14 protein-coding genes and 2 tRNA genes are annotated in these 24178 nt (G+C 32.6%); 6 read left to right on the top strand and 10 right to left on the bottom strand.

Annotated features, from left to right (window positions below; translation table 11 throughout):
* Nucleotides 1-50: 50 nt before the first annotated feature.
* The gene (locus ACJBCC_RS06655; RefSeq protein ID WP_407556728.1) at nucleotides 51-827 is read left to right on the top strand and encodes a T9SS type A sorting domain-containing protein; all 777 of its coding nucleotides are present in this window, start codon (nucleotides 51-53) and stop codon (nucleotides 825-827) included.
* Nucleotides 828-875: 48 nt separating this feature from the next.
* Nucleotides 876-2027: a trans-sulfuration enzyme family protein gene (locus ACJBCC_RS06650; RefSeq protein ID WP_407556727.1), complete on the top strand. Its 1152-nt coding sequence runs from the start codon at nucleotides 876-878 to the stop codon at nucleotides 2025-2027.
* Nucleotides 2028-2075: 48 nt separating this feature from the next.
* Here the strand turns inward: ACJBCC_RS06650 and ACJBCC_RS06645 are convergent, their stop codons facing one another.
* The 3 genes from ACJBCC_RS06645 to ACJBCC_RS06635 are packed head-to-tail and all read right to left on the bottom strand — an operon-like array spanning nucleotide 2076 to nucleotide 6322.
* Nucleotides 2076-2759 (bottom strand): DUF2490 domain-containing protein, encoded by a 684-nt coding sequence (locus ACJBCC_RS06645; RefSeq protein WP_299101043.1) that lies wholly within the window; start codon nucleotides 2757-2759, stop codon nucleotides 2076-2078.
* Between the two features lie 57 nt (nucleotides 2760-2816).
* The gene (gene pckA, locus ACJBCC_RS06640) at nucleotides 2817-4454 is read right to left on the bottom strand and encodes a phosphoenolpyruvate carboxykinase (ATP) (protein ID WP_407556726.1); all 1638 of its coding nucleotides are present in this window, start codon (nucleotides 4452-4454) and stop codon (nucleotides 2817-2819) included.
* Between the two features lie 29 nt (nucleotides 4455-4483).
* Nucleotides 4484-6322, bottom strand: coding sequence for an SLC13 family permease (locus tag ACJBCC_RS06635; protein ID WP_407556725.1), 1839 nt, complete (start codon nucleotides 6320-6322; stop codon nucleotides 4484-4486).
* A 286-nt stretch (nucleotides 6323-6608) separates the two neighbouring features.
* Between ACJBCC_RS06635 and bshB1 the strand changes: the two genes are divergently transcribed.
* Nucleotides 6609-7331 (top strand): bacillithiol biosynthesis deacetylase BshB1, encoded by a 723-nt coding sequence (bshB1, locus tag ACJBCC_RS06630; protein WP_299101049.1) that lies wholly within the window; start codon nucleotides 6609-6611, stop codon nucleotides 7329-7331.
* A gap of 59 nt (nucleotides 7332-7390) precedes the next feature.
* Nucleotides 7391-7466: transfer RNA gene (locus tag ACJBCC_RS06625), tRNA-His, on the top strand.
* A gap of 112 nt (nucleotides 7467-7578) precedes the next feature.
* Here ACJBCC_RS06625 and ACJBCC_RS06620 read toward each other — a convergent pair.
* From ACJBCC_RS06620 to ACJBCC_RS06610, 3 genes are all read right to left on the bottom strand, one after another.
* Nucleotides 7579-9156 carry a M28 family peptidase gene (locus ACJBCC_RS06620; protein ID WP_407556724.1) on the bottom strand — a complete coding sequence of 526 codons (1578 nt, stop codon included), beginning with the start codon at nucleotides 9154-9156 and terminating at the stop codon, nucleotides 7579-7581.
* 67 nt (nucleotides 9157-9223) lie between these two features.
* Nucleotides 9224-10255: a M28 family metallopeptidase gene (locus ACJBCC_RS06615; protein ID WP_299101053.1), complete on the bottom strand. Its 1032-nt coding sequence runs from the start codon at nucleotides 10253-10255 to the stop codon at nucleotides 9224-9226.
* A 163-nt stretch (nucleotides 10256-10418) separates the two neighbouring features.
* Complete coding sequence (locus tag ACJBCC_RS06610) at nucleotides 10419-10757, bottom strand: hypothetical protein (RefSeq protein WP_299101055.1); 339 nt, start codon at nucleotides 10755-10757, stop codon at nucleotides 10419-10421.
* A gap of 234 nt (nucleotides 10758-10991) precedes the next feature.
* On the opposite strand from ACJBCC_RS06610, the gene ACJBCC_RS06605 reads away from it, so the two are divergent.
* A tRNA-Ser gene (locus ACJBCC_RS06605) sits at nucleotides 10992-11076 on the top strand.
* A gap of 69 nt (nucleotides 11077-11145) precedes the next feature.
* Here the strand turns inward: ACJBCC_RS06605 and ACJBCC_RS06600 are convergent.
* Nucleotides 11146-11829, bottom strand: coding sequence for a hypothetical protein (locus ACJBCC_RS06600; protein WP_407556723.1), 684 nt, complete (start codon nucleotides 11827-11829; stop codon nucleotides 11146-11148).
* Between the two features lie 43 nt (nucleotides 11830-11872).
* Complete coding sequence (locus ACJBCC_RS06595) at nucleotides 11873-12403, bottom strand: hypothetical protein (protein ID WP_299101059.1); 531 nt, start codon at nucleotides 12401-12403, stop codon at nucleotides 11873-11875.
* A 312-nt stretch (nucleotides 12404-12715) separates the two neighbouring features.
* On the opposite strand from ACJBCC_RS06595, the gene ACJBCC_RS06590 reads away from it, so the two are divergent.
* Entirely contained in the window at nucleotides 12716-14587 is a 1872-nt protein-coding gene (locus ACJBCC_RS06590; protein WP_299101061.1) for an OmpA family protein, read from the top strand.
* Between the two features lie 21 nt (nucleotides 14588-14608).
* On the opposite strand, the gene ACJBCC_RS06585 is transcribed toward ACJBCC_RS06590, so the two are convergent.
* Nucleotides 14609-15541 carry a PorP/SprF family type IX secretion system membrane protein gene (locus ACJBCC_RS06585; RefSeq protein ID WP_299101063.1) on the bottom strand — a complete coding sequence of 311 codons (933 nt, stop codon included), beginning with the start codon at nucleotides 15539-15541 and terminating at the stop codon, nucleotides 14609-14611.
* 4 nt (nucleotides 15542-15545) lie between these two features.
* Nucleotides 15546-23804 carry a BspA family leucine-rich repeat surface protein gene (locus ACJBCC_RS06580; RefSeq protein WP_407556722.1) on the bottom strand — a complete coding sequence of 2753 codons (8259 nt, stop codon included), beginning with the start codon at nucleotides 23802-23804 and terminating at the stop codon, nucleotides 15546-15548.
* Nucleotides 23805-24178: the final 374 nt, after the last annotated feature.

The following is a 24178-nucleotide window of genomic DNA, read 5'->3' as shown; positions in this document are numbered from 1 at the left end:
TTTACTATGTTTAAACCATAGTAGTACAATTCATTAAAACCCCAAATCTAATGAGAACTATAGTATTAGGACTTATGCTTATGATGAGCATAACTTTTTCATTCGCACAAAACGAAATACAACGTGTTAGAGTTAATTTTGAAAATCCAGAAGGTTTTTCTAGACAGTTGTTATTAGGATTTGTGCCAGATAACTCAGCAACAGATGGATTGGACTATGGATATGATGCTATAAATATTGATGATTTATCAAATGATTTAAATTGGATAATTGAGGACGAACGCTATGTGATACAAGGCGTAGGTGCTTTTAATGAAAATAAGTATTATCCACTTGGACTATTTTTGTCAAATTCTGGTGACGTCAAAATATCTCTACATGAGTTAGAGAATTTTGATGAAGTTATTGATGTGTATTTGTATGATTTAGAATTGGATGAATATACGTTATTAAATGATGTGGATTACCTCAATAGTTTAGCCGCTGAAACATATTTAGATAGATTCTTTATTACATTTTCAAATTCAGTTGGTAATACAATAAGTGAAGAAGTACTATCCGTAACTCAAAATAATTTTGAAGAGTTAAAAATATGGCATTCATCATTTCAAAATGAATTACATATTGATGGCGTTTCAAAAGACTATAATACTTTGAAATTAAGTTTGTATACTGTTGATGGTAAGCAAATTTGGCTAGATAACGTTGATCATACTACTTCAAATTCTATAATAGTTCCCACTTCAAATATTTCTACAGGTATTTACATTGTATCCTTAGAAACCGAGAATTCTTCTTATTCCTCTAAAGTTTATATTGAGAAATAAGTTAGCGCAGACTATTTTTATTAATTTTATTCCATTAATAATTATACGATGTCAGAGAATAAAAATCTTGGTTTAAACACCATTTGCGCACATATTGGAGAAGTCAAAGACGAACAGTTTAAAGGTGCAGTTTCGCCTATGTATTTAAGCTCGTCTTATGAGTATTTAGATGTTGACGTAAAGCGTTATCCTCGTTATTTTAATACACCAAACCAAGAGTATTTAGCTAAAAAAATAGCGGCCTTAGAAAATACGGAATCGGCTATGATTTTTGGATCTGGTATGGCAGCTATAAGTACCATGTTTTTGGCATTTTTAAAGCAAGGTGATCATTTAGTTGTGCAAAATACCTTGTATGGAGGAACTGTAAATTTTATAAAGGAAGAATTTCCTAAATATGGAATTGAATATACCTTTACAAATGGTTATAAGGTTGAAGATTTCGAAGCTGTAATTCAAAGTAATACAAAATTAATTCATATTGAAACGCCATCTAACCCCTTGTTAACTATCACAGATATTAAGGCGATAGCCAAGTTGGGAAAATCTAAAGGCATCTTAACCTCTATAGATAATACATTTGCGTCACCTGTTAATCAAAAACCTATGAACCTAGGCATAGATATGGTTATGCACTCAGCAACCAAATATTTTGGAGGACATAGTGATATATGTGCAGGCGCAGTAGCAAGTTCAGCAGAACATATAGAACGCATTTGGAATGTTGGAAAAAATTTAGGAGGAAGCCTTAGTGATATGACCGTTTGGATGTTAGAACGCAGTATGAAAACTTTAGGATTACGCGTAAAAGCTCAGACTAAAAATGCTTTAAAATTAGCCAAATGGTTGAATAAGCACCCAAATGTTTCAAAAGTATATTATCCAGGATTAAAATCACATCCAGAATATAAATTAGCAAAATCCCAAATGAGTGGATTTGGAGCTATGCTATCATTTGAGTTGGTAGATGGTTTAGATTCTCAAAAATTTCAAAAGGCTTTACAACTAATAAAATCTTCAATGAGTTTGGCAGGCGTAGAGAGCACAGTCGTATCTCCACATTTAACGTCTCATGCTTTATTAACTCAAGAGGAACGCGATGCTGTTGGTATAACCGATCAGTTAGTACGTTTCTCAGTTGGTATTGAGACTATTAAAGATTTAAAGAAAGATATCAATCAAGCTATTGAGAATGCATAATAAAGAGTTGAATTAAAATTGTCTTATTTAATAATTTTGAGATAATTTTTATGTTTTCTCTTTCCTTGAGTCAAATTTTAAATTAAGCTGAATCGATAGTCTGTTATAACTTTTCGTTTTAAAAGAATGTCTTGCATAACCAAATTCTGCTTTTATATTTTTATTAAAATTCACGCCTAGTCCAGAAAATATTCTGTTTTGCTGAAAATCGAATTCATTTAAATAAAAGTGAATTTCATCATAAATTGAAACATAAAATGTATCATTTATTGGGATTTTTGATTTAAATCTATAGCGTAGTCTATGCTTCAAGATAGTTTCAGTTTCATATTCTAAAAACCGTTGTTCTAATCTAAATCGTTGTGATAATTTTATAGAATTTAATTTGTGATTAAATACTAATTGCTCTAAAATTCTATGTTCTTTAGTATGAGGCGTGTCATTGATTTCAAAAAAGGAATCAATATCACCATAAGCGTAACCTATTCCTATTGAGGTTTTAGTATTTAAATGATATTTTGCACCAACAATAGCCAATAGTAAATGAGATCGTTCTGCTGGCAACTCATAATTCCAACTTGTTAAAGAACCAAATACGCTGTATTTATCGCTAATTCTGTTTGATAAGGTTATTTCGTACCAAGACCCTAATTCCTGCTCTCCAGTGCTTTGTGCTTCTAACTGAATTTGGTTAAATATAATGGCAACTAAAATAAATATGTATTTTTTCATAATTCTATATGTAATAAAAAAAGAGCCCATTTAAGGGCTCTTTTAGCTCATGGAAATTTAAATATGATCGTGTAAATGATGATGTTCATCAATTAGCGGTCCACCTTCTATGATTTGTTCTGAAGCTTCACTTGCGAACTTTTCAAAATTTAGATGAAATGAATGCGCCAGTTGTATTGATTTGCTGATATATTGTCCTTTGTCTTCCCAAGTGTTCATAGGATCTAATAAATTATCTGGTACGTTAGGACAAGATTTTGGCATAAATAATCCGAAAATAGGATGCTGATTATACTCTACATTATCTAATTCGCCATTAAGAATAGCCGAAATCATAGCTCTTGTATACTTTAATTTTATACGTGCACCAATGCCATAAGGGCCAGCACTCCAACCGGTATTTATGAGCCAAACATTAACACCTGCATCTTGCATTTTTTTACTTAGCATCTCAGCATAAACAGTAGGATGCAAAGGCATAAATGGTTCTCCAAAACAAGCAGAGAATGATGGAACAGGTTCTGTGATACCAGCTTCTGTACCAGCAACTTTTGCCGTATAACCAGAAATAAAATGATATGCTGCTTGACCAGGAGTTAATTTTGAAACAGGAGGTAAAACACCAAAAGCATCTGCCGTTAAAAAGAAAATATTCTTAGGATTACCTGCATATGATGGGTTTTGAATATTATCTATATGATAAATAGGATAGCTTACACGCGTGTTTTGTGTAATTGTACTGTCCATATAATCAACGTCTCCATTTTCTTTGAAAACAACATTTTCAAGAATAGCTCCAGGTTTAATAGCTCTAAAGATATCAGGTTCTTTATCTTCAGATAGGTCAATAACTTTAGCGTAGCAACCTCCTTCAAAATTGAAGATAGTGTTGTTTGCTGTCCAGCCATGTTCATCATCTCCAATTAACTTTCGTGTAGGATCTGCAGAAAGCGTGGTTTTGCCAGTACCAGATAATCCAAAGAAAATTGCAGTATCTCCAGCTTCACCAACGTTGGCAGAGCAGTGCATTGGTAAAACATTTTTCTCAACTGGAAGAATAAAATTTAATGAAGAAAATATTCCTTTTTTAATTTCACCAGTATAGCCAGATCCACCGACTAAGGCAATTTTTTTAGAAAAATTAAGAATTGAAAAATTACCCTGTCTTAAGCCTACTGCTTTAGGATTTGATGCCTCATAACCTGGCGCACAAAGTACTAACCAGTCTTCCTCAAAATTTTCTAATTCGGAGTCCTCTGATCTTAAAAACATATTGTAAGTAAACATGTTAGACCAAGGATATTCAGTAACTGTTCTCACATTAGTTTTAAATTCTGGATCTGCACAGACATATGCATCTCTAACATAAATTTCTTTTTCACTTAAAAAGTTGACAATTTCCGCTTGTAAATGATCAAAATTTTCTGGAGATATAGCCTTATTGGTTTTTCCCCACCAAACTTTGTTTTCTGTGTAATCATCTTTTACTATAAAACGATCTTGAGGAGATCGACCAGTAAATTTCCCTGTGTTGATTGCTAAAGTTCCGTTAGCTGTTTCTGTTCCCATTCCTTTTTTTACAGTAATGGCTTGTAACTCTTCTGGACTTAAATTCCACTTTGCAATGGCATTCTTTATTCCATACTTTGTTAAGTCTCTAGACTTTCTTGCTGATGTGTTTAATAAAGTTTCCATGATAATATTTTTTTAATTCGACATTCGATTTAAAACGGCCATATTAATGGCACTAATAATAATGAGGTTATTAAGAAGAGTAGGAGCAATGGCGCACCTACTTTTAAATAGTCCATAAATTTGTATCCACCTGCAGTCATAACCATAGCATTAGTTGTGGTTCCAACAGGTGTTAAAAAGGCTGTTGAAGCGCTAATAGCAACTACTATCATAAATGGAGCTGCTGAAATATTAAGAGAGTTTGCAGCAATAATTACAATAGGAGCCATAAGTACTGCAGTCGCAGAATTGTTAATTACTTGACTAAATGATGTGGTTAGTAAAAAAACGCCACCAAGCAATACAACAGGATGTAAACTCCCTAGAGTACTTACTAAGCCATTAGCAATAAGTTCAGCTGTTCCGGTTTTTTGAAGCGCAATTCCCATTGGTATCATTGCGGCAATCATTACCACGCTAATCCAACTAATACCTTTGTAAGCTTTAGCAATAGGAACACAGCCTGTGATAAGTATAATACCTGCGGAAATTAACGAAGCAATCGCACCAGGAACTATTTTAAAAACTAACATTACAATCATTAGAACTAACGATAATAAAGCGATATAGGATTTAGTTGTTAGGTTAGTTACCGTTTTTGCCATGCCTTCTGGACTACCACAAATTACTAAATGTTCATAATGCTTTTTTAGATCATCAATAGCACTCCATTCACCACGAATTAAAAAGGCATCACCAGCTTTAACAGTAATTTCATTTCCTATTAATGGGCTATTATTTCTAGATGCAGCCATTAACTGTACATTGTAGCGTTCAAATAAGTGACTCGACTTAATTTTTTTACCAACCCAAGCAGATTGAGGTGTAACCAATACTTCCGTCATACCAACTTCTTGATTAATTAAGTTGTCACGTAGTTCATTCTCAATAGGATCTAATGGTAATAGCCCTAATCTAAATGTTATCATTAAAGCATTTATAGCTTCAGTATCACCTTTAACGGTAATAATATCGTGATATAAAAATTCAGTATCATCTGTAGGTAATTCAATAAATGGACTATTGCCTTTTAAACGATTAGGATGTCTACGTTTAATACGAAGAATTGAAACACCATGTTTGTTTTCAAAATCCCAATCGCCAAGTTTTGTATTTAAAAAAGGAGACACAGATCTCACTCTTAATCTGTAATATTCACCGTCTACTTTATAGGCCTCAATCCATTGGTGTAATGTTGTACTAATGTTTACAGGTTTGTTATTTGTTTTATTCTTTGGTAATAATTTATAGCCAATAAATCTAAAATAGAGAAGTGCTATTATTAAAAGTGGAAGGCCAATAAGTCCAAATTCAAAAAAAGAAAAACCTTCTAAACCACTTTCTATCATTGTATTATTTACAATAATATTTGGTGGTGTACCAGTTAATGTAAGTAAACCACCAGTGTTAGAACCAAATGCAACAGGCATTAATAACTTTGAAGGCAACGTGCCTATACTCCAAGCAGAAGCAATTGTAACAGGCATTAATGTCGCTACAGTACCAGTATTACTAACTACTCCAGAGAGTAAACCAGACCCTAATGTTGTGATAAGTAAAAGCTTTACTTTACTTTTTCCAGCTAGTTTTATAAATTTTTCTCCTGCTAAGGCTGTCCAACCTGTTTGAGATAGTCCTTCACCTATAATAAATAAAGCAGCAATCATAATTACGGTAGGGTTGCTAAAGCCACTCAATGTTTCTGGCAAATCTAAAATGCCAAAAATGAAAAGACTTAACATTGAAATAAGCGCGATAATGTCTGGTGTAAATTTTCCCCAAATAAAAAGTGAAATAGTGATGACTAGGATGGCTATCATTAAGCTCATAAGGATTTTGTTTTTCTGATTACAGTGTAAAGGTAGAGTCATAAAAAGCCAATAATTATGACGAAAGTCATACTTTAGTGCTATTGCGATTTTTTCATTTTTACATAGCGATTTTTGAAAAAACGACAGTTTATATTAAACGAAACCGATTGCGAAATAAAAACAAAGCTGTTTTTTATCTACTTTTTAATATTTTTGATAATTAGAAATAGTTAAATGATGAGAAAAAGATCTATACGTATGGTATTTGATGCTTCATTTAACTTCACAATTAAGATAAGAAAGAATGAAATTAGACATATTAGCCATTGGAGCTCATCCTGATGATGTTGAGTTAGGATGTGGTGCAACATTAGCAAAAGAAGTTTCTAATGGTAAGAAAGTTGGGATTATTGACTTAACTAGAGGCGAATTAGGAACTAGAGGCACTGCAGAAACGAGAGATAAAGAAGCAGCAGATGCGGCTAAAATTTTAGGAGTTCATTCTCGAATTAATATGCGTTTTGCTGATGGTTTCTTTGTCAATGATAGACAACATCAGTTAGAGCTTATTAAGATGATTCGTTTTAATAAACCAGAGGTTATTATTTGCAATGCAGTTGATGATAGGCATATTGATCATCCTAAAGGCAGCCAATTAGTCAGTGATGCTTGTTTTTTAAGTGGATTAAAAAAGATTGTAACTACTTATAATGATGAAAAAACTGAACAAGAGCCTTGGCGACCAAAAACGATTTATCATTATATTCAATGGAAAGATCTTGAACCAGATGTAGTTGTAGATGTTACAGGTTATATGGATAAAAAGGTTGATGCAGTATTGGCTTATAAAACTCAGTTTTTTGATCCAGATAGTAAAGAACCAGAAACACCTATCTCAAGTAAGAACTTTACAGATAGTGTAGATTACCGAGCAAGAAATTTAGGGCGATTAATTGGAGTGGAACATGCTGAGGGTTACACTGTTGAGCGCTATGTTGCAGTAGATTCATTATTTGACTTAAAATAAGTTAAAAAACACTTTGTAGAAAAATGTAAATATTTTACATTTGCAATCCAATTTAAAATGGTGGTTGTAGCTCAGCTGGTTAGAGCGTCGGTTTGTGGTACCGAAAGTCGCCGGTTCGAACCCGGTCTTCCACCCAAAAGACAAAGCTTCTCTGAAAAGAGAAGCTTTTTTTGTTAATATAACTTAGCATAAAAAAAAGCCCTTCAAATAAATGAAAGGCTTTAATAAGTGAGACGCACTATATATTTTATTCGCTTGCTTTATCAACTACTATTCTTTCTGCTCTATTAGCAACTTCCCAAGCCGTGTAAAAGACCAAGCGTGTTCTTGTTTCTAATAAATCGTATTCAATCTTATCTGCAGTATCTGAAGGTTGGTGGTAATCATCATGTGTACCATTGAAATAAAAAATTACTGGAATATTATTTTTGGCAAAATTATAATGATCTGATCTGTAATAAAAACGATTAGGATCATTATCATCGTTGAATTTATAATCTAATTCCATATTAACGTACTTGCTATTCGCTTCTTCAGAAATAGTATGAAGCTCTGAACTCAATTTATCACTTCCAATTAGATAGATATAGTTTCTTGTTCCAACTTTACGTTTAGGATCTGTTCTACCAATCATATCAATATTTAGGTCGGCAACTGTGTCTTCAAGTGGAAAAATAGGATCGTTATCTGCATAATGCTTAGACCCTAGTAATCCTTTCTCTTCTCCAGTAACATGTAAGAAAAGCATAGTTCGTTTAGGACCATGGCCATCTTTTTCTGCTTTTTTAAAGGCTTCAGCAATTTCTAAAATAGCAACAGTACCAGATCCATCATCATCTGCGCCATTGTATATTTCTCCATTCTTAATACCTTCATGATCTAAGTGCGCAGAGATGATTATAATCTCATCTGGTTTTTCAGAACCTTTAATGTAAGCCACAACATTTTCTGATACAATGGACTCAGATTGATTTTCAACATCTAAATTCACGTTTACATTTAGAAACATTGGTGCAGAGTTTTCAGTGATTTTTGGATAAAGTGCATGAGCTAAATTTTCATCAATCATTAACATTAATAATTTATCTGTATCACTTTTTAATGATAATCTACCAGTTGCTCCAGATGCTGCTTGTCTTTGATAATAAGGCGCATATCTTGGGAACGATTCGCTATCTAAATATAATAGCGCTTTTGCTCCATTGGCTTTCGCTGCTTCTCGTTTGCTAGATATAGCTTGACGACCATTAGTCCATTTTGTGTTTTCTGTTTTCCCAGATGTAATATAATTTCCTAAGCTGTCTTTAGGTTCACCAGCTTTCGCAAGTACTATTTTGTCTGTAACATCTATGTTTTTGTAGTCGGAATAGGTCGCATCATCAATACCATAGCCTACAAAAATAATTTCGTCAGCAGAGATATTTATGCTACTTGAAGCAGCCAAAACAATTTGGTCTTTATAGCTTTCATATGATTTTCCATTTACACTAACTTTTGCTTGTGATACTCTTTGTTTCTCTAATGGAACCTCTTGAAAATAATCTTCACCACCAAGTGGCGAAGGAATGTCCAATGCTTGATACTTTTCCTTTAAATATTCAACAGCCATTTTCTGACCTTTTTCCCCAGTATTTCTACCTTCAAACTCATCTGAAGCATATTTATAAAGCATTGTTTTTAGCTCCTCTGATGTTATGGTTGAAGCGTATTCAGCCGGATCAACGTTTTCTATTTCGTTAACCTGTGAATTAGATTTTTTATTTGATGAGCTGCCACAACCGAGAAAGAGTAGTGTGCTAAATCCAAGAATTAATAGTTTTTTCATTTGTTTTATATTAAATAGTTTTATCAGATTGAATACTTTGTTCAATAAACAAAATAAGGAATTTGATTTAGATGACTTCTACAGTTAAGCGTTCAGCAGAATTTGCCAAATACCAAGCTGTTGCAAAAATTAATTTTGATCGCTTTTCTAAAAGTGGGTAATTAATTTTATCAGCTGTATCTGTTGGTTTTGTATAATCTTCATGCTCACCATTAAAAAAGAATATTACTGGGATTCCTTTTAAGGCAAAATTGTAGTGATCTGATCTGTAATAGTATTGATTAGGATCATTATCATCATTGTATTTATAATCTAAATTGAGATTAGTAAAGTCAGAATTTGCTTTTTGAGCAATAAAATCTAATTCTGTACTCATTTTGTCTGAGCCAATAAGGTAAATATAGTTTTCATCATTTTTGTGTCTAAGGTCAACGCGACCAATCATATCAATATTTAACGTAGCAACGGTATTTTCAATTGGAAATATTGGATTCTCTGTGTAATATCTAGAGCCATGTAATCCAACTTCTTCAGCTGTAACGTGAAGAAATACAACACTGCGTTTTGGTCTAAAACCATCTTTAATTGCTAAACTAAATGCTTCTGCCATTTCAATAACTGCTGCCGTGCCAGAGCCATTATCATCTGCACCATTATATATTTCTCCGTTTTTTACACCTTCGTGATCTGAGTGTGCGGCAATGTAGATATACTCGTCAGGAAATTCAGATCCTTCTATGTAAGCAATTATATTTTGAGATGCATTAAGGTCATTTGGTAGAGCTTCTTTTGGTACAGTTTGATAGTAATCGAGATTTGTAGTAGGAGGTAATATGTTAAGATATTTATATTGATCTCTAATATAATTACAAACGTCATTATGACCTTCTTCCCCTGTCATTCTACCATTGTATTTGTCAGAAGAGACTTCAACTACATGTGTTTTTAAATCGTCTTCAATTATGGTATTGAGGTATTTGGTTACAACCGCTTTATCTTTAAAAGAGATATTGTTTTTAAGATTGTCAATTTTTTCACTATGTCGAATTGTTGCGCAAGAACCAACAAGAATAAGTGCAGAGGCAATGAGTGTTTTCATCCTTTTTTTATACTGTTTTAAAAGGTTGTGCTGCAAAAAAATAGATTAAAATTCCCCTCGAAATCAATAGAAATAACAGCAAGTTATATAGATTAAAATAATTTAGGTAAATGTAAGATAAATAGGTTGAAGTAGTTGTCTGTGTTTAATAGAAATTTTAGCATTAATTCAATCTGTTTTTCTTCGTAATTATATCAGCGTTGTCCACAGCGTCTTCTTCATTATCGTCAGCAGAAATTTCAATTTGTTCTGATTCTAATTCCTCTACTGGAATAATTACATTTTTATAAATCGTTAGACTTAAAGATATGATTACTAATAGAAATATATATTGAATAGGTTTTGTTTTTACTTTCTCTTTTTTAGAAAGGAATAAAACCACGATACCACATGCAAAAGCAATTACAATTGGTGCTGTAGCGAAGTTATAATAACTCGAAGCAGATAAAATGGTTGCTATTATAGCAGAAATAAACCCTAGTACTATTATTACTTTTTTCATGATTATATGTTTTTAATGTTAATGAAACAGTGACAGTAAAACTTATAAGTGATTCTAAAACTGAATAATCTGTAAATTTAATAATTAACTCATCACTTTTTATGCCGAACATCTAAATAGGATCTATTTTCTGACCTATTATTTCTATAAGTTGGCAAAAATTATTTTTTTTTGAAAAAACTATTAAAAATGTTTGCCGAGAACAAAAAGGCTTTTATATTTGCAGCCGCTAAAGGAGAGTTGGCAGAGTGGTCGAATGCGGCAGTCTTGAAAACTGTTGAGGGTCACACCTCCAGGGGTTCGAATCCCTTACTCTCCGCAAAAGAAAACCCATAACGAAAGTTATGGGTTTTTTGCATTATATATAATAGTGATTTTATCGGATCAATTACACGGCTCCCGTAAAGGCAGCTATTAAACCTGTCATAAAAAGCAACAAAATAATTCCTAAGCCTAAAACATATATTTTAATAAGTGTATTCTGATTAGTTTTAATAGGACTAAAGTAATTCTGAAAAAAAGGAATACTAATTGGAATAAAAATTAACAGTAATGTAAAAGGTATTGATTTCACAAAGGTTGCTGCTGCATTATTCTTTTTTACATAAATAGCTCTAGCCGAATAATGACATATTATTGGGTATAAAACCAAGAGTCCTACAAAATTTATAGTTTCACGCGCAGCATACATGATCCACGTATAATCTTGATTAATATTACTTATAAAATTGATAAGAAAATCATAAGAAAGGTTAAAAACTAAATAGAATAAAAATAATCCAAATGCTAAATGAAACCATTTAATTGGTAAACCTAATTTTAATTCCGCTACTGATTTTGCTGCTGCTCTAAGCCATAAAAACCAAAATAAAATAATGAATAAGAACAGAATAAAAATACCATATTCTATAGCAGTAACAATTCTATTATAGATTTCAGAATCAAAAGAATTTAAACGACTGACTAAAGTCAATGAAGTATGTGCAAGCGTAAGAATTAAAGGATAAACTATTAAATACGTAGCTAACTTCTTTGAAGTTAAATTTAAAATGTAATTAGATATGTTTTGCATTAAAATTGAGTACTAAGTTTTTAGTTGGGTTACTTTATAAGATTTATCCTTTTATTTTATTCGCTTCGGCATAAGGTAAAGCAACATCCATTAATTTAGTATATAATTCTAAATATTTTTCTAAATGATGTTTATCTAATTCTGAAATGGCATCATTAACTATAGATTCAGAAGCGTTACAATCTATGAGATTTGCTATATGTAAATACTCTTTTTGATAGATTTCTAAAGTAAATTCGTGTAAATTTAAAGATGCTTCAATCATAGCGTCAGTGCTTGCTGTTTTTTTTAAACCCTGTATTTTATTTATATTTTTTTCAATATTACTAATAACATATGTTTCTATATGAGGTACTAATTTATCTTGAGTAACCCATTCACCGTTTTCATTTTCAATAATTAAGGCATTTTGCTTTATTAACGTTCTAAAATTTTGAAAATCTTTAGATCCGAAGTCACTGAACAAATTAGTATATACGGTGGTGTATTCAAAATAATTCTCAGGAGTTGTACTAAATCCGCAAGATTGAATAATTAGAATTAATACAATTAGGGTAGATATTTTCGTTTTCATGTGATTAAAATTTCCATTTTTATTACTGTACAAAACTATCAGTAGAAGATCTCTTTCAATACCCTGAAAACCGTTAATTTGAATTTGGTTTTCAGTAGTATTTACGTTTAACTTACTAATTAGTAGCTTATCGATTCTTAATAAAGATGAAACTTTAAACCATCATATTATTTTAAATTTAAAATCATTTGTTTTAATTTTAGCCTATAATTATTTAGATAACAGTGTTTTAATGGGTATTGTGGTTTAATGTTGAGTTCAGTTTACAACATTAGAAAACGTAGAAGTTTATGGTCAAATAAAATTTATAAAATGAAAAAAATTATTAGTTTTTTAAGTTTATTCCTAATTGTTGCGTCAAGTTATGCGCAAAGTAAAAAAACAGAAAAGGCGGATAAACTTTTTGAAAGCTATCAATATATAGATGCTATAAATCAGTATCTTAAATTGACACATACCAATGAAGCGAATGCATATGTTTATAAGCAATTGGCAGATAGTTACTATAATGTTTTTAATATTGAAGAGGCATCTAAATGGTATAAAAAAGCAGTAGAAGTTAACCAAGATGCAGAGACTTACTATCGTTATGCGCAAGTTTTGAGATCTTTAGGAGATTATGAAGCAGCTAATAAGCAAATGGATAGTTTTGCCAAATTGATGCCTAATGATCAACGTGCAATTTCACATTTGTCAAATCCAGACTATATACCAATGCTGGCAGATATTTCAAAGGCATTTAATGTAGAAAACATAGCTATTAATGATGAGAATCAAAGTGATTTTGGAGCTGTATTATCTAATGAAAATGTATTGTATTTTGTGAGTTCTAGGCAAGTCGCAAGTAAAAAAGATAATTGGACAAAACAACCATATTTAGATATTTATCAATCGACTAGAAATGCAGATGGAACTATGTCTCAACCAAAACAGATTTCAGAATTAAATACAAGTTATCATGATGGACCTTTAACCATAAGTGCAGACGGGAAAACAATGTATTTTTCGCGAGATGGCCATAGTGAAGGTGCTTATAAAAAAATTAAAAAGAAACGTTTAAAATTAGCACAGCAAGGCTTGTATAAGGCAACGCTTGTAAACGGTAAATGGAGTAATATCATAGCATTACCAATAAATAGTAATGAATATACTGTAACACACCCAAGTTTAAGTAAAGATGGTAAAACTCTATATTTTGCCTCAAATATGGAAGGTGGTTTAGGTGATACAGATATTTGGAAAATTAGTATAGATGGAGATTCTTATGGAAAGCCAGTGAACTTAGGGAAAAGTGTTAATACATCAGGTAAGGAAGGTTTTCCATCAATTACAGATAATGATGTATTATATTTTGCTTCATTAGGGAAACAAGGTTTTGGAGGATTAGATATATTCAAATATGATTTAAATAGTATTGAAGATGCTGTTAATTTAGGTAGTTCTGTAAATACTAATAAAGACGATTTTGCATTTAGTTTAAATTCAAAATTGAAAGTGGGTTATTTTTCTTCTAATCGATCAGGAGCAGATAATATTTATATGGCGATACCTATTTGCCAGTTTGAAACCGTAGCAATAGTAAAAGATGCTGAAAGCTCTAAAATTTTATCAGGAGCAAAGATTGCAATTTTAGATGATCAACATAACCAAATCGCAACGCAAGCGACAGATGCAGCTGGTAAAACTAGCTTCAATGTGAGCTGTGAGAATGCATATTCTATTAATATTACCATGGACGGTTATCAAACCGCATTTTATAGAGTAGAGGAGTCAGAAGGAGAAGATATTGTGATCAAAGCGAATTTAAAACTCATAAATGAAATGATCACTGAAACCGAAGTAAAGCTAAATAATATTTACTTTGAGTTCAATAAAAGTAATATTACGCTTCAAGGTGCTTCAGAATTGAATAAACTGGTTAAGATTATGACAGATTATCCTGATATGAAAATTTTAGTGCGTTCGCATACAGATTCTAAAGGTCAGGCTGAATATAATTTAAAGTTATCAGAGAAAAGAGCACAAGCAACAGTGCAATACTTAATATCCAAAGGTGTTAGTGAAGAAAGATTGTCTGCAAAAGGTATGGGAAGTTTAGAGCCTAAAATAAATTGTAAATCTAATTGTACAGATGAACAAGATGCTGAAAATAGACGTTCGGAATTTTTGATTGTAAAAGAATAGATATCTAAAATTAATGTAAGTTTAATTATTACTAAATCCTTCACCAAGCTGACAACTTAAAATGAATCCATGCGCATTTCCTAATGGCGAATTGTTTGTAGCTAAGTTATAATTATAAATCAATCTAAAATTGTTAAATAAGTATAAGCCTGCAATAAAGTTATATGAATTACTTGTTCTGTAACCAGCTCCAAGTTCAAATTGATTTTTAAAACTTACGGCAACATTAATATCGGCTTGTAATGGAGCACCATTTTCATATTTTAATAATACATTTGGTTTTATCATTAAGTCTTGAAATCTGTTGTTATATATGCGGTAGCCAAGGTAGCCATAATAGGTGTTGGTAATATTTATACTCTTGTCTGCTACTAATGCATCACCAACAACATTAGGAGAAGAAATGCCAACATAAAAGGTGTTGTGATTAAATAAAAAACCAAAACCTATTGTTGGTATAGTTGAGTTTATATTTTGAGCGAAAACCTCATCGTCAATGATACCTAATTCTGTTAGGTTATCTTGGTATTGTTGTAAGCCAACTGAAGCACCAAAAGACAACACTCCAGGATGGTAGTTCTGCCAATACGGACGATTACTGTCAAAATCGAAATAAATTTTGTAGGCATAAGTTGCAAAAAAACGTGTTGACGTTGTTACGCCAATTTCATCTCTAGAGATACCAGCACCAATACCAGCTTTCTTCTCATTTATAGAGCCATGTCCACTGAGAGCAAAACTCTTAGGGCTTCCTTCAAATTGATTGAAATATCCCGAATTACTTATTGAAAACTCGGTATTTGATGTCATGCCAGCATAAGCCGCATTTATAATAAATGGATTGTAATTATACTCCGAAAACAAAGGTGTTTGCTGAGCAAATATGGTATTAAACATTGAACATGCTAATCCAATAATAATTATTAGAGTGGTGGCTTTTTTTCTGAAAATCATTTAATTATCTTTTAATAATTACGTAACCTTTTAAGGTTTTAAAATTATGTTCACCACTAATAGAGAACTGAAAAAAGTAGGTTCCATCAGGAAGATTTCCTGCACCCATTTTCGTTTTTTTATTGGCTACACCTCTAAAAACGTTAGACGTATTATTGTAATCGTCAATTTCAAATACTAAATCTCCCCATCTGTTATAAATAGATACGGTATTGTTAGGATGGTCTTCTATGCCAACAATGTTCCAAAAATCGTTAACACCATCACCATTAGGAGAGAAGCCATACTTAACATCGTTCTTAGGAATTTTGAGTGTTGTAAAACTACTTTCAGTACAGTTTTCGGCTTCACCGTTTATGTTATAAGGAATTATTGTAACGTAATAAGTTGTAATACTTTCCAAATCATCATCAAAACTATATGAGGTAGTTTGCCCTACGTCTAAATAATTTAAAATATCTGTACCACCAACAGTTGTGCCTATGGCGAGTAAATAACCATCAGCATTATAAATGTCTTCCCATGCTAACTGGGATTCTACTGCTACATCTGTTTCACCATCAAAAGGAGCAATGAGGTATGTACATAGTGGTACTTTTACAATGCTAAAGCTTTCTGAGGTACAACCTAGAGCTTCCACAGTGTCATTAACAGGAATGATGGTTACATTTACGACTTCATTATTTTCAAATAGATTTGAAAAATTATAGAATGTTTCAGACGTTTCAAAAGCTGTAACGTTATTACTTAAAGTTCCAGTGATAGTAATTTTATAAGATGTTGCATTAGAAACAGCATTCCAAGTGATTTGATTTAAATCAATGACCACATCAGTTTCTCCATTGATTGGACTCGTAAGGTTTGTACAATTTGGTGTTTCTGGAATAATAATAAAACTTTCAGATGTACAACCAGTAGCTTCAACGGTATCATTCACAGGAATTATAGTAACCGAAACAACTTCCTCATTTACGAACACATTTGTGAAATCATAATACGTATTTGTAGTTTCAAAATTTGTGACATTGTTATTAGTAGTACCAATAATTGTGACCTTGTAACTTGTTGCAATGTCAACAGCATTCCATGTGATTTGGTTTAAATCTACAGCAACTTCAGTTTCGCCATTAATTGGACTTATAAGATTTGTACAACTTGGTGTTTCAGGAATAATAGTAAAACTATCCGACGCACAACCCGAAGCTTCCACAGTACCATCAATAGGAATTATTGTTACGGTAACAACTTCGTTATTTACAAATGGATTAGTAAAATTATAAAAGGTATCAGTCGTTTCAAAATCTGTAATATCATTATTTACAGTTCCAGAGACACTAACTTTATATAGTGTCGCATTGGCAACTGTGTTCCATATTATTTGGTTTAATGTTGTTTCAATATTTGTATCGCCATTTAAAGGACTAGAAAGGTTTGCACAACTTGGTGTATCAGGAATAATAGTAAAACTTTCAGATGTACAACCAGTACCTTCAACGGTGTCATTAACCGGAATAATGGTAACTGTAACAACTTCGTCATTTGTAAACGTATTAGCGAAATTGTAAAAAGTATCAGTAGTAGAAAAATCGGTTATGTTATTATTTGCTGTTCCAGTAATGGTTACGTTATAGGACGTTGCATTTGTAGCAGCATTCCATGTGATTTGATTTAAATCTACAGCAACTTCAGTTTCGCCATTAATAGGACTTGTGAGATTTGTACAACTTGGTGTTTCAGGAATAATAGTAAAACTTTCCGACGCACAACCCGAAGCTTCCACAGCACCATCAATAGGAATTATTGTTACGGTAACAACTTCACTATTTACAAACGGATTACTGAAATTATAAAAGGTATCAGTCGTTTCAAAATCTGTAATATCATTATTTGCAGTTCCAGAAATAGTTACTCTATAAAGTGTTGCATTGGCAACTGAACTCCATGTTATTTGGTTTAATGTTGTTTCAATATTTGTGTCGCCATTTAAAGGACTCGTAAGGTTTGTACAACTTGGCGTGTCAGGAATAATAGTAAAACTTTCAGACGCACAACCAGTAGCTTCAACAGTGTCATTAACAGGAATAATGGTAACTGCAACAACTTCGTCATTTGTAAACGTATTAGCGAAATTGTAAAAAGTATCAGTAGTAGAAAAATCGGTTATGTTATTATTCGCTGTACCAGTAATGGTTACGTTATAGGACGTTGCATTTGTAGCAGCATTCCATGTGATTTGATTTAAATTTACAGCAACTTCAGTTTCGCCATCAATTGGACTTATAAGATTTGTACAACTTGGTGTTTCAGGAATAATAGTAAAACTTTCCGACGCACAACCAGAAGCTTCCACGTTATCATCAATAGGAATTATTGTTACGGTAACAACTTCACTATTTACAAACGGATTACTGAAATTATAAAAAGTGTCAGTCGTTTCAAAATCTGTAATATCATTATTTGCAGTCCCAGAAATAGTCACTCTGTAAAGTGTCGCATTGGCAACTGTATTCCATGTTATTTGGTTTAATGTTGTTTCAATATTTGTATCGCCATTTAAAGGACTAGCAAGATTTGCACAATTTGGTGTATCAGGAATAATAGTAAAGCTTTCAGACGCGCAACCAGTAGCATCAACTGTTCCATTAACAGGGATAATGGTAACCGTCACAACTTCATCGTTTGTAAACGTATTAGCAAAATTGTAAAAAGTATCAGTAGTAGAAAAATCGGTTATGTTATTATTCGCTGTACCAGTAATGGTTACGTTATAGGACGTTGCATTTGTAGCAGTATTCCATGTGATTTGATTTAAATCTACAGCAACACCATTGGCCCCATCTAAAGGGCTAGTTAGGTTTGTACAGTTAGGGGCTTCAGGAATAATCGTAAAACTTTCCGAGATACAACCTGATGCATTTTCAGTAGCATTAAAAGGAATTATGCTAACGGTTACAACTTCTCCATTTACAAAAGCATTAGTAAAATTATAGAAGGTATCAGTCGTTTCAAAATTAGTAATATCATTATTTACGGTTCCTGAAATGGTTACGCTGTAGGATGTCGCATTTGCAGCAGTACTCCACGTAATTTGATTTAAAGTAGTTGCAATATCAGTATTACCATTACTAGGACTCGTAAGATTAGTACATGCAGGTGTTGTAGAAATTGGATCTTCAGTAATAAAAATTTCTTCATTACAACCAGTTGCATCACCAATTGAATTGTAAGGTATGATAGTCACATAATAAGTCCGCGTATTTTGAAGGTCATTCGGTATATCGTAAGTCGTCATATTTCCGACATCAATACTATTGGCTATTTCAATTCCTCCACTTGTAGTACCTATGCTAATTAAATATCCTGTGGCATCTGCTACAGCATTCCAAGAAATATTTGTATCAATGGCAACATCTATACTATTATTAAGTGGATTTATTAAGTTGGTACATAATGGTGCTGTAGGAATAGTTTGTGTCGTAAAATTTTCAGTTACGCAACTACTAGCATCGCCTTCATCATTATAAGGGGTAATTGTTACTTCTATTAGTGTCTCTTCTGGTAGATCCGTTGGGAAATCATAGGTGTTTACATTCCCAACATCTTCATTATTTACAATTACGATGCCTCCAGGATTTGTAACTACAGTTAACCTATAGCCATTAGCATTAATTACAGGAGACCAACTTATGTCTGTTTCAACTTCAACTTCTGTAGCGTCATCTAAAGGTAAAGTAAGATTTGTACACTCAGGAATTGTTGCAGGATTAGAAGAGATTGTAAAACTTTCTTCAGTACATGGTCCTACAGCATCACCAGTATCATTAAATGGAATTATTGTCACAAATACCGTTTCTCCTCCAGTAAAGTTGGTAGGAAATTGATACGTTGTGACATCGCCTAAGACTTCATTAATTACAGTTCCACCTGGTTGAATTGTGATTTCTAAGCGGTAGCCATTAGCAAATAGAACATCTTCCCATGTTAAATTAGTGTTTACAGGTACATCAGTAGCGCCATTTAATGGTAAAATTAACTGGGTACATTCAGGAATAGGGCAATCTAGTATATCTCCAAGAATGTTCCATCCGTAATTGTCTATTATACTTTGTCGTTGTTGTAAAGCATCACAATACAATAAATTATCCGCACCAAGAGTTAATCCTGGTGTTAATGTAAGCTCTGACCAAGCAATTAATGTTGCATCATAATTTTCTCTAGATAATCCTGAGTCATCTAACATATTGGTTGCATTAGTGATATTACTTATATCCCAATCCACTAAATTCTGGTTAAAGGCAGAAGCATCTCTAAACATACTTCTCATGGTAACCGTACCAATATTCCATGCATCCATAGATTGGTTATAAGAAATGGCGTCCCTAAACATGTTTTCCATATTCTCAACACCAGTGACTCGCCAATTGTTAAGCCTTTGATTAAATGCAGTGGCACCATAAAACATATTTTTCATGGTTAATACTTGGCGTACATTCCAGCTATTTATTGCACTATCAAAGGCAATTGCATCTTCAAACATACCTTCCATAGTGGTTACAGAGGCAACATTCCAACTATCCATTGTTTGGTTGTAAGTTGAAGCTTCCATAAACATTTCTTCCATATTGGTTACAAACGAAACATCCCAAGCATCTATTTCTTGATTAAAAGATGCAGCTGCTTTAAACATTTCTTGCATTGTGAGCACTTCTCCAGTATCCCAATTATTTAAAGGTTGGTTAAAGTCAGTTGCTTCCTCAAACATGGACATCATATTGGTAACAGAAGCGACTGTCCAACTATCTATTGGATTGTTAAAAATTATAGCACCTTTAAACATAGCATCTGTAAGCGTAACAGAACTTACATCCCAAGAACTTAAAGGTTGATTAAATGCAATTGCATCTTCAAACATAGAAGACATTGTAGCTACAGCACTAACATCCCAGTTATTTATTGGTTGATTAAATATTGACGCGTCTTCAAACATAGACGTCATGTTTACGACAGAATTTACATCCCATTGATCTAATGGTTCATTAAAAACGGAAGCATTTTGAAACATACTAGAGGTATTAATAACATTAGTTACATTCCAATTATTTATATTTTGGTTGAATGAGGTTGCACTTCTAAACATTGAATACATGTTGGTAACCGATGATACATCCCATGAATCTAATGGTTGGTTAAATGCAGATGCATTATAAAACATACTACTCATGGTAATTACATTGCCAACATCCCAATTATTTAAAGGCTGATTAAACGATGAAGCACCATAAAACATACTGCTCATAGTAATTACATTGCCAACATTCCATCCGTTTATAGGTTGATTAAATACAGTGGCGGATCTGAACATTTCATTCATATCAACGACGTTGCTTACATCCCAATTACTAATTTCTCCATTAAAATCAGAAGCGCTGTAAAACATTTCTTCCATGCTAGTTACACTACTAACATTCCAATTATTTAAAGGTTGATTAAAAACAGCAGCACGCTCAAACATACTGCTCATATCAGTTACATTACTCACGTCCCAACTATTTAATGGTTGATTAAAAGCATCTGTACCTTCAAACATTCTATTCATATCTGTAACACTAGATGTATCCCAATTATCAATATTTTGATTAAATACATCTGTACCAAAAAACATTAAAGACATATTAGTAACATTACTAACATCCCAATTATCTAAAGGTTGGTTATATAAATTTGCAACACCAAACATGGCGTACATATTAGTAACATTACTTACATTCCAAGAATTTATGTTTCCATTAAAGTTGTAGCAAGTAATAAACATTCTACTCATGTCAGTGACATTGGTAAGGTTAGGAATATCAGTGGCATTGTATTCCATATTATCACAACCAGCAAAAGCGCCTTGCATTGATTCCCAAACTTGAGTTCCCCATTGGTCTATTGTTAATAGTTTGTAACCATCACTATAGAATTCTTCATGTCTTGGTGCAGGGAAATCGCCAATAATACTAACCGTGTAAACACCAGGTATTAAATAGGTATGTGTTATATCTCCTGTGACATTGTTATTATATTGTCCGTCGCCCCAATCAATTGAGAAATCATAGGTTATTCCTGATCTTGTTTGTATTTCTAATTGGTTTATAGGTGTTGTAAACGTACCGTCTAGCAGTTGCGTATCGTATGTTAGTTTAAAAGCATCAGGACTGTTAACCCAACTTTCTACGGTTTTAAAATAGATTTCATCGCAATCGGTTGCTGGCCCTTCGTCATTATATGGTGTTACGGTTACAAATACATTATCACCAGGAAGAAATTCGTTGGTAAAAGTGACACTCACAACATTACCAACATCTTCATTATCAAAAATAATTTGAATGATGTTGCCCATATCATCTTCTCTTCGGATACTAATAATATATCCTGTAGCATTTGGAGCAGGATCCCAAATAATGTTTGAGTTGGCAGGTACATTGGTGTCGCCATCAATAGGCGAAATAATTGATGTACATAATACGTACGAGCAGTTAACACTATCTCCTGTAATATTCCAATTGTGAATATCAATTAGATCTTGCCTTTCTTCTAAGCTATCACAGTAGGTAAGTGATGATGCACCTAACGAAACATTACTTTGAACGGTTTGAGCAGCCCATCCGATAAGGGTATTATCATAATTCTCTAAAGTTAAATTTGAATTACTTAACATGTTAGTCATGTTTGTTACGCTAGTAATATTCCAAGTAGCTAAATTTTGATCAAATAGACTTGCACCATTAAATGTGCTAGACATATTTGTTACGTTACTAACATCCCAATTATTTAATGGTTGATTAAATAGAGGTGCATTATTAAACATGCTATTTATGTTTGTAAGAGCACCAGTGTTCCAATTGTTTAATGGTTGATTAAACTGTTCGGCTTGATAGAACATACTCGCCATATTAGTGACTTGAGAAACGTCCCAATTTTCAATAGGTTGATTAAAGGCAGGCGTTAAATAAAACATACCAGACATGGTTACGACGTTAGAAACATTCCAACTAGCAATAGGTTGGTTAAAGTCACATCGTCTAAACATGTAACTCATGTCTGTAACATTAATAGTATTCCATAAATCTAGCGGTTGATTAAAACTTGAACCACCAAAGTTTCCGTCAAACATGGAGTGCATAGTCGTTACATTTCCAACATCCCAATTGTTTATAGGTTGATTAAAAATAGTAGCTCTCTCAAACATGCTAGACATATTTGTAACTTGACTAACATCCCAGTTGTTTAACGGTTGATTAAATGAACCTGCTTCATTAAACATATTTGACATATCCGTAACACTCCCAACATTCCATATCTCAACAGGCTGATTAAAATCATCTGCATCATCAAACATACCAGACATATTAGTAACGTTACTCACATCCCAATTATCTAATGGTTGGTTGAAATTGTTAGCATCCTCAAACATTTCAAACATATCAGAAACATTGGCTACATTCCATGAATTAATAGGCGAATTATAATTTGAAGCGCCACTAAACATGCGTTGCATTGTAGTAACCTGATTTACACTCCAATTATCTATATTTTGGTTAAAATCATAGGCTTCTCTAAACATACTTGCCATATCTGTAACGGATGAGGTGTTCCAGCTATCTAGAGGTTCATTAAAGTTTCTAGCATTAAAAAACATTTCAAACATGTTGTTAACAGCACTCACATTCCAGCTATCTAAAGGTCTATTAAATGTTACTGCACTAGCAAACATGCCAGATAAATTCGTTATTGTTATAGTATTCCAGTTATTAACGATTCCATTGAAGCTGCTACAATTCCTAAACATGTTCTGTAAACTTGTAACTTGGGATAAATCTGGAGAACTGATCGCATCAAAATTTAGATTACTACAACCCCAAAATGCATTTTCCATGCTTTGCCATTGAATATTTCCCCAATCAAGAATCTCCTCAATTTTTAGTCGATCTCCTGTGTTATTAAAATAAATTTGAGGAAAGGTTCCCGATATATTTATAGTATACGTACCTGGTGAGGCATAAGTGTGTGTAATATTGCCAGTGACATTAGTGTCTGTATTACCATCGCCCCAATTTATTGTGTAATCATAGGTGTACACTGGGTTTGTTGGAATCTCAATTTGGTTATCTAACGTAGAATTAGTTTCCGTGTTTGCAGTATTCCAGATGGCACTAAAGTCTTGACTAAAAGTGTTTAAACTAAACGCTAGAACTAGAATTAATATGAGGTTTTTATTCATTTTTATTGAAATCTTGTTTCTAAATAAAATCGGGTTTTTCGACTTTTCTAAAACTTAGCAATATCGACAAACATACAAAAAAATACGATAAACGGTCAATGTTCTTAAGGTTTTACTTGTATTAAACCTTAAATGTAAAATGTCTATTATCATTTCTTTCCATTAATAGTCTTTCTCAATATGAAAAAACGTATTGTACGATATATATGCAACATATGTACTCATAGGTTTTACGTTACAAATCTAAATTGGAATATGTTTATGTAATACCCTGAAAACCGTTAAATTTTAAATTTATGAACTAAAGTAATCTAAGTTAATAATTGAGGTCGTTTGTGAAATTCGGCAATTGATAATTCCTTATTTTTGTTAAA

This window comes from Winogradskyella sp. 4-2091 (genome assembly GCF_045765065.1).
In the GTDB taxonomy this organism is placed as follows: Bacteria; Bacteroidota; Bacteroidia; order Flavobacteriales; family Flavobacteriaceae; genus Winogradskyella.
The sequence above is the reverse complement of the archived record's forward strand: the minus strand, read 5'-3'. Positions and strand labels throughout refer to the sequence as shown.

Bases quoted from the DNA above. Each gene is read 5' to 3' on its own strand.
- ACJBCC_RS06615 (WP_299101053.1), bottom strand. From the start codon at position 10,255: ATGAAAACACTCATTGCCTCTGCACTTATTCTTGTTGGTTCTTGCGCA.
- ACJBCC_RS06610 (WP_299101055.1), bottom strand. From the start codon at position 10,757: ATGAAAAAAGTAATAATAGTACTAGGGTTTATTTCTGCTATAATAGCA.
- ACJBCC_RS06655 (WP_407556728.1), top strand. From the start codon at position 51: ATGAGAACTATAGTATTAGGACTTATGCTTATGATGAGCATAACTTTT.
- ACJBCC_RS06650 (WP_407556727.1), top strand. From the start codon at position 876: ATGTCAGAGAATAAAAATCTTGGTTTAAACACCATTTGCGCACATATT.
- ACJBCC_RS06595 (WP_299101059.1), bottom strand. From the start codon at position 12,403: ATGAAAACGAAAATATCTACCCTAATTGTATTAATTCTAATTATTCAA.
- ACJBCC_RS06585 (WP_299101063.1), bottom strand. From the start codon at position 15,541: ATGATTTTCAGAAAAAAAGCCACCACTCTAATAATTATTATTGGATTA.
- ACJBCC_RS06635 (WP_407556725.1), bottom strand. From the start codon at position 6,322: ATGAGCTTAATGATAGCCATCCTAGTCATCACTATTTCACTTTTTATT.
- ACJBCC_RS06590 (WP_299101061.1), top strand. From the start codon at position 12,716: ATGAAAAAAATTATTAGTTTTTTAAGTTTATTCCTAATTGTTGCGTCA.
- pckA (WP_407556726.1), bottom strand. From the start codon at position 4,454: ATGGAAACTTTATTAAACACATCAGCAAGAAAGTCTAGAGACTTAACA.
- ACJBCC_RS06600 (WP_407556723.1), bottom strand. From the start codon at position 11,829: ATGCAAAACATATCTAATTACATTTTAAATTTAACTTCAAAGAAGTTA.
- ACJBCC_RS06620 (WP_407556724.1), bottom strand. From the start codon at position 9,156: ATGAAAAAACTATTAATTCTTGGATTTAGCACACTACTCTTTCTCGGT.
- bshB1 (WP_299101049.1), top strand. From the start codon at position 6,609: ATGAAATTAGACATATTAGCCATTGGAGCTCATCCTGATGATGTTGAG.
- ACJBCC_RS06645 (WP_299101043.1), bottom strand. From the start codon at position 2,759: ATGAAAAAATACATATTTATTTTAGTTGCCATTATATTTAACCAAATT.
- ACJBCC_RS06580 (WP_407556722.1), bottom strand. From the start codon at position 23,804: ATGAATAAAAACCTCATATTAATTCTAGTTCTAGCGTTTAGTTTAAAC.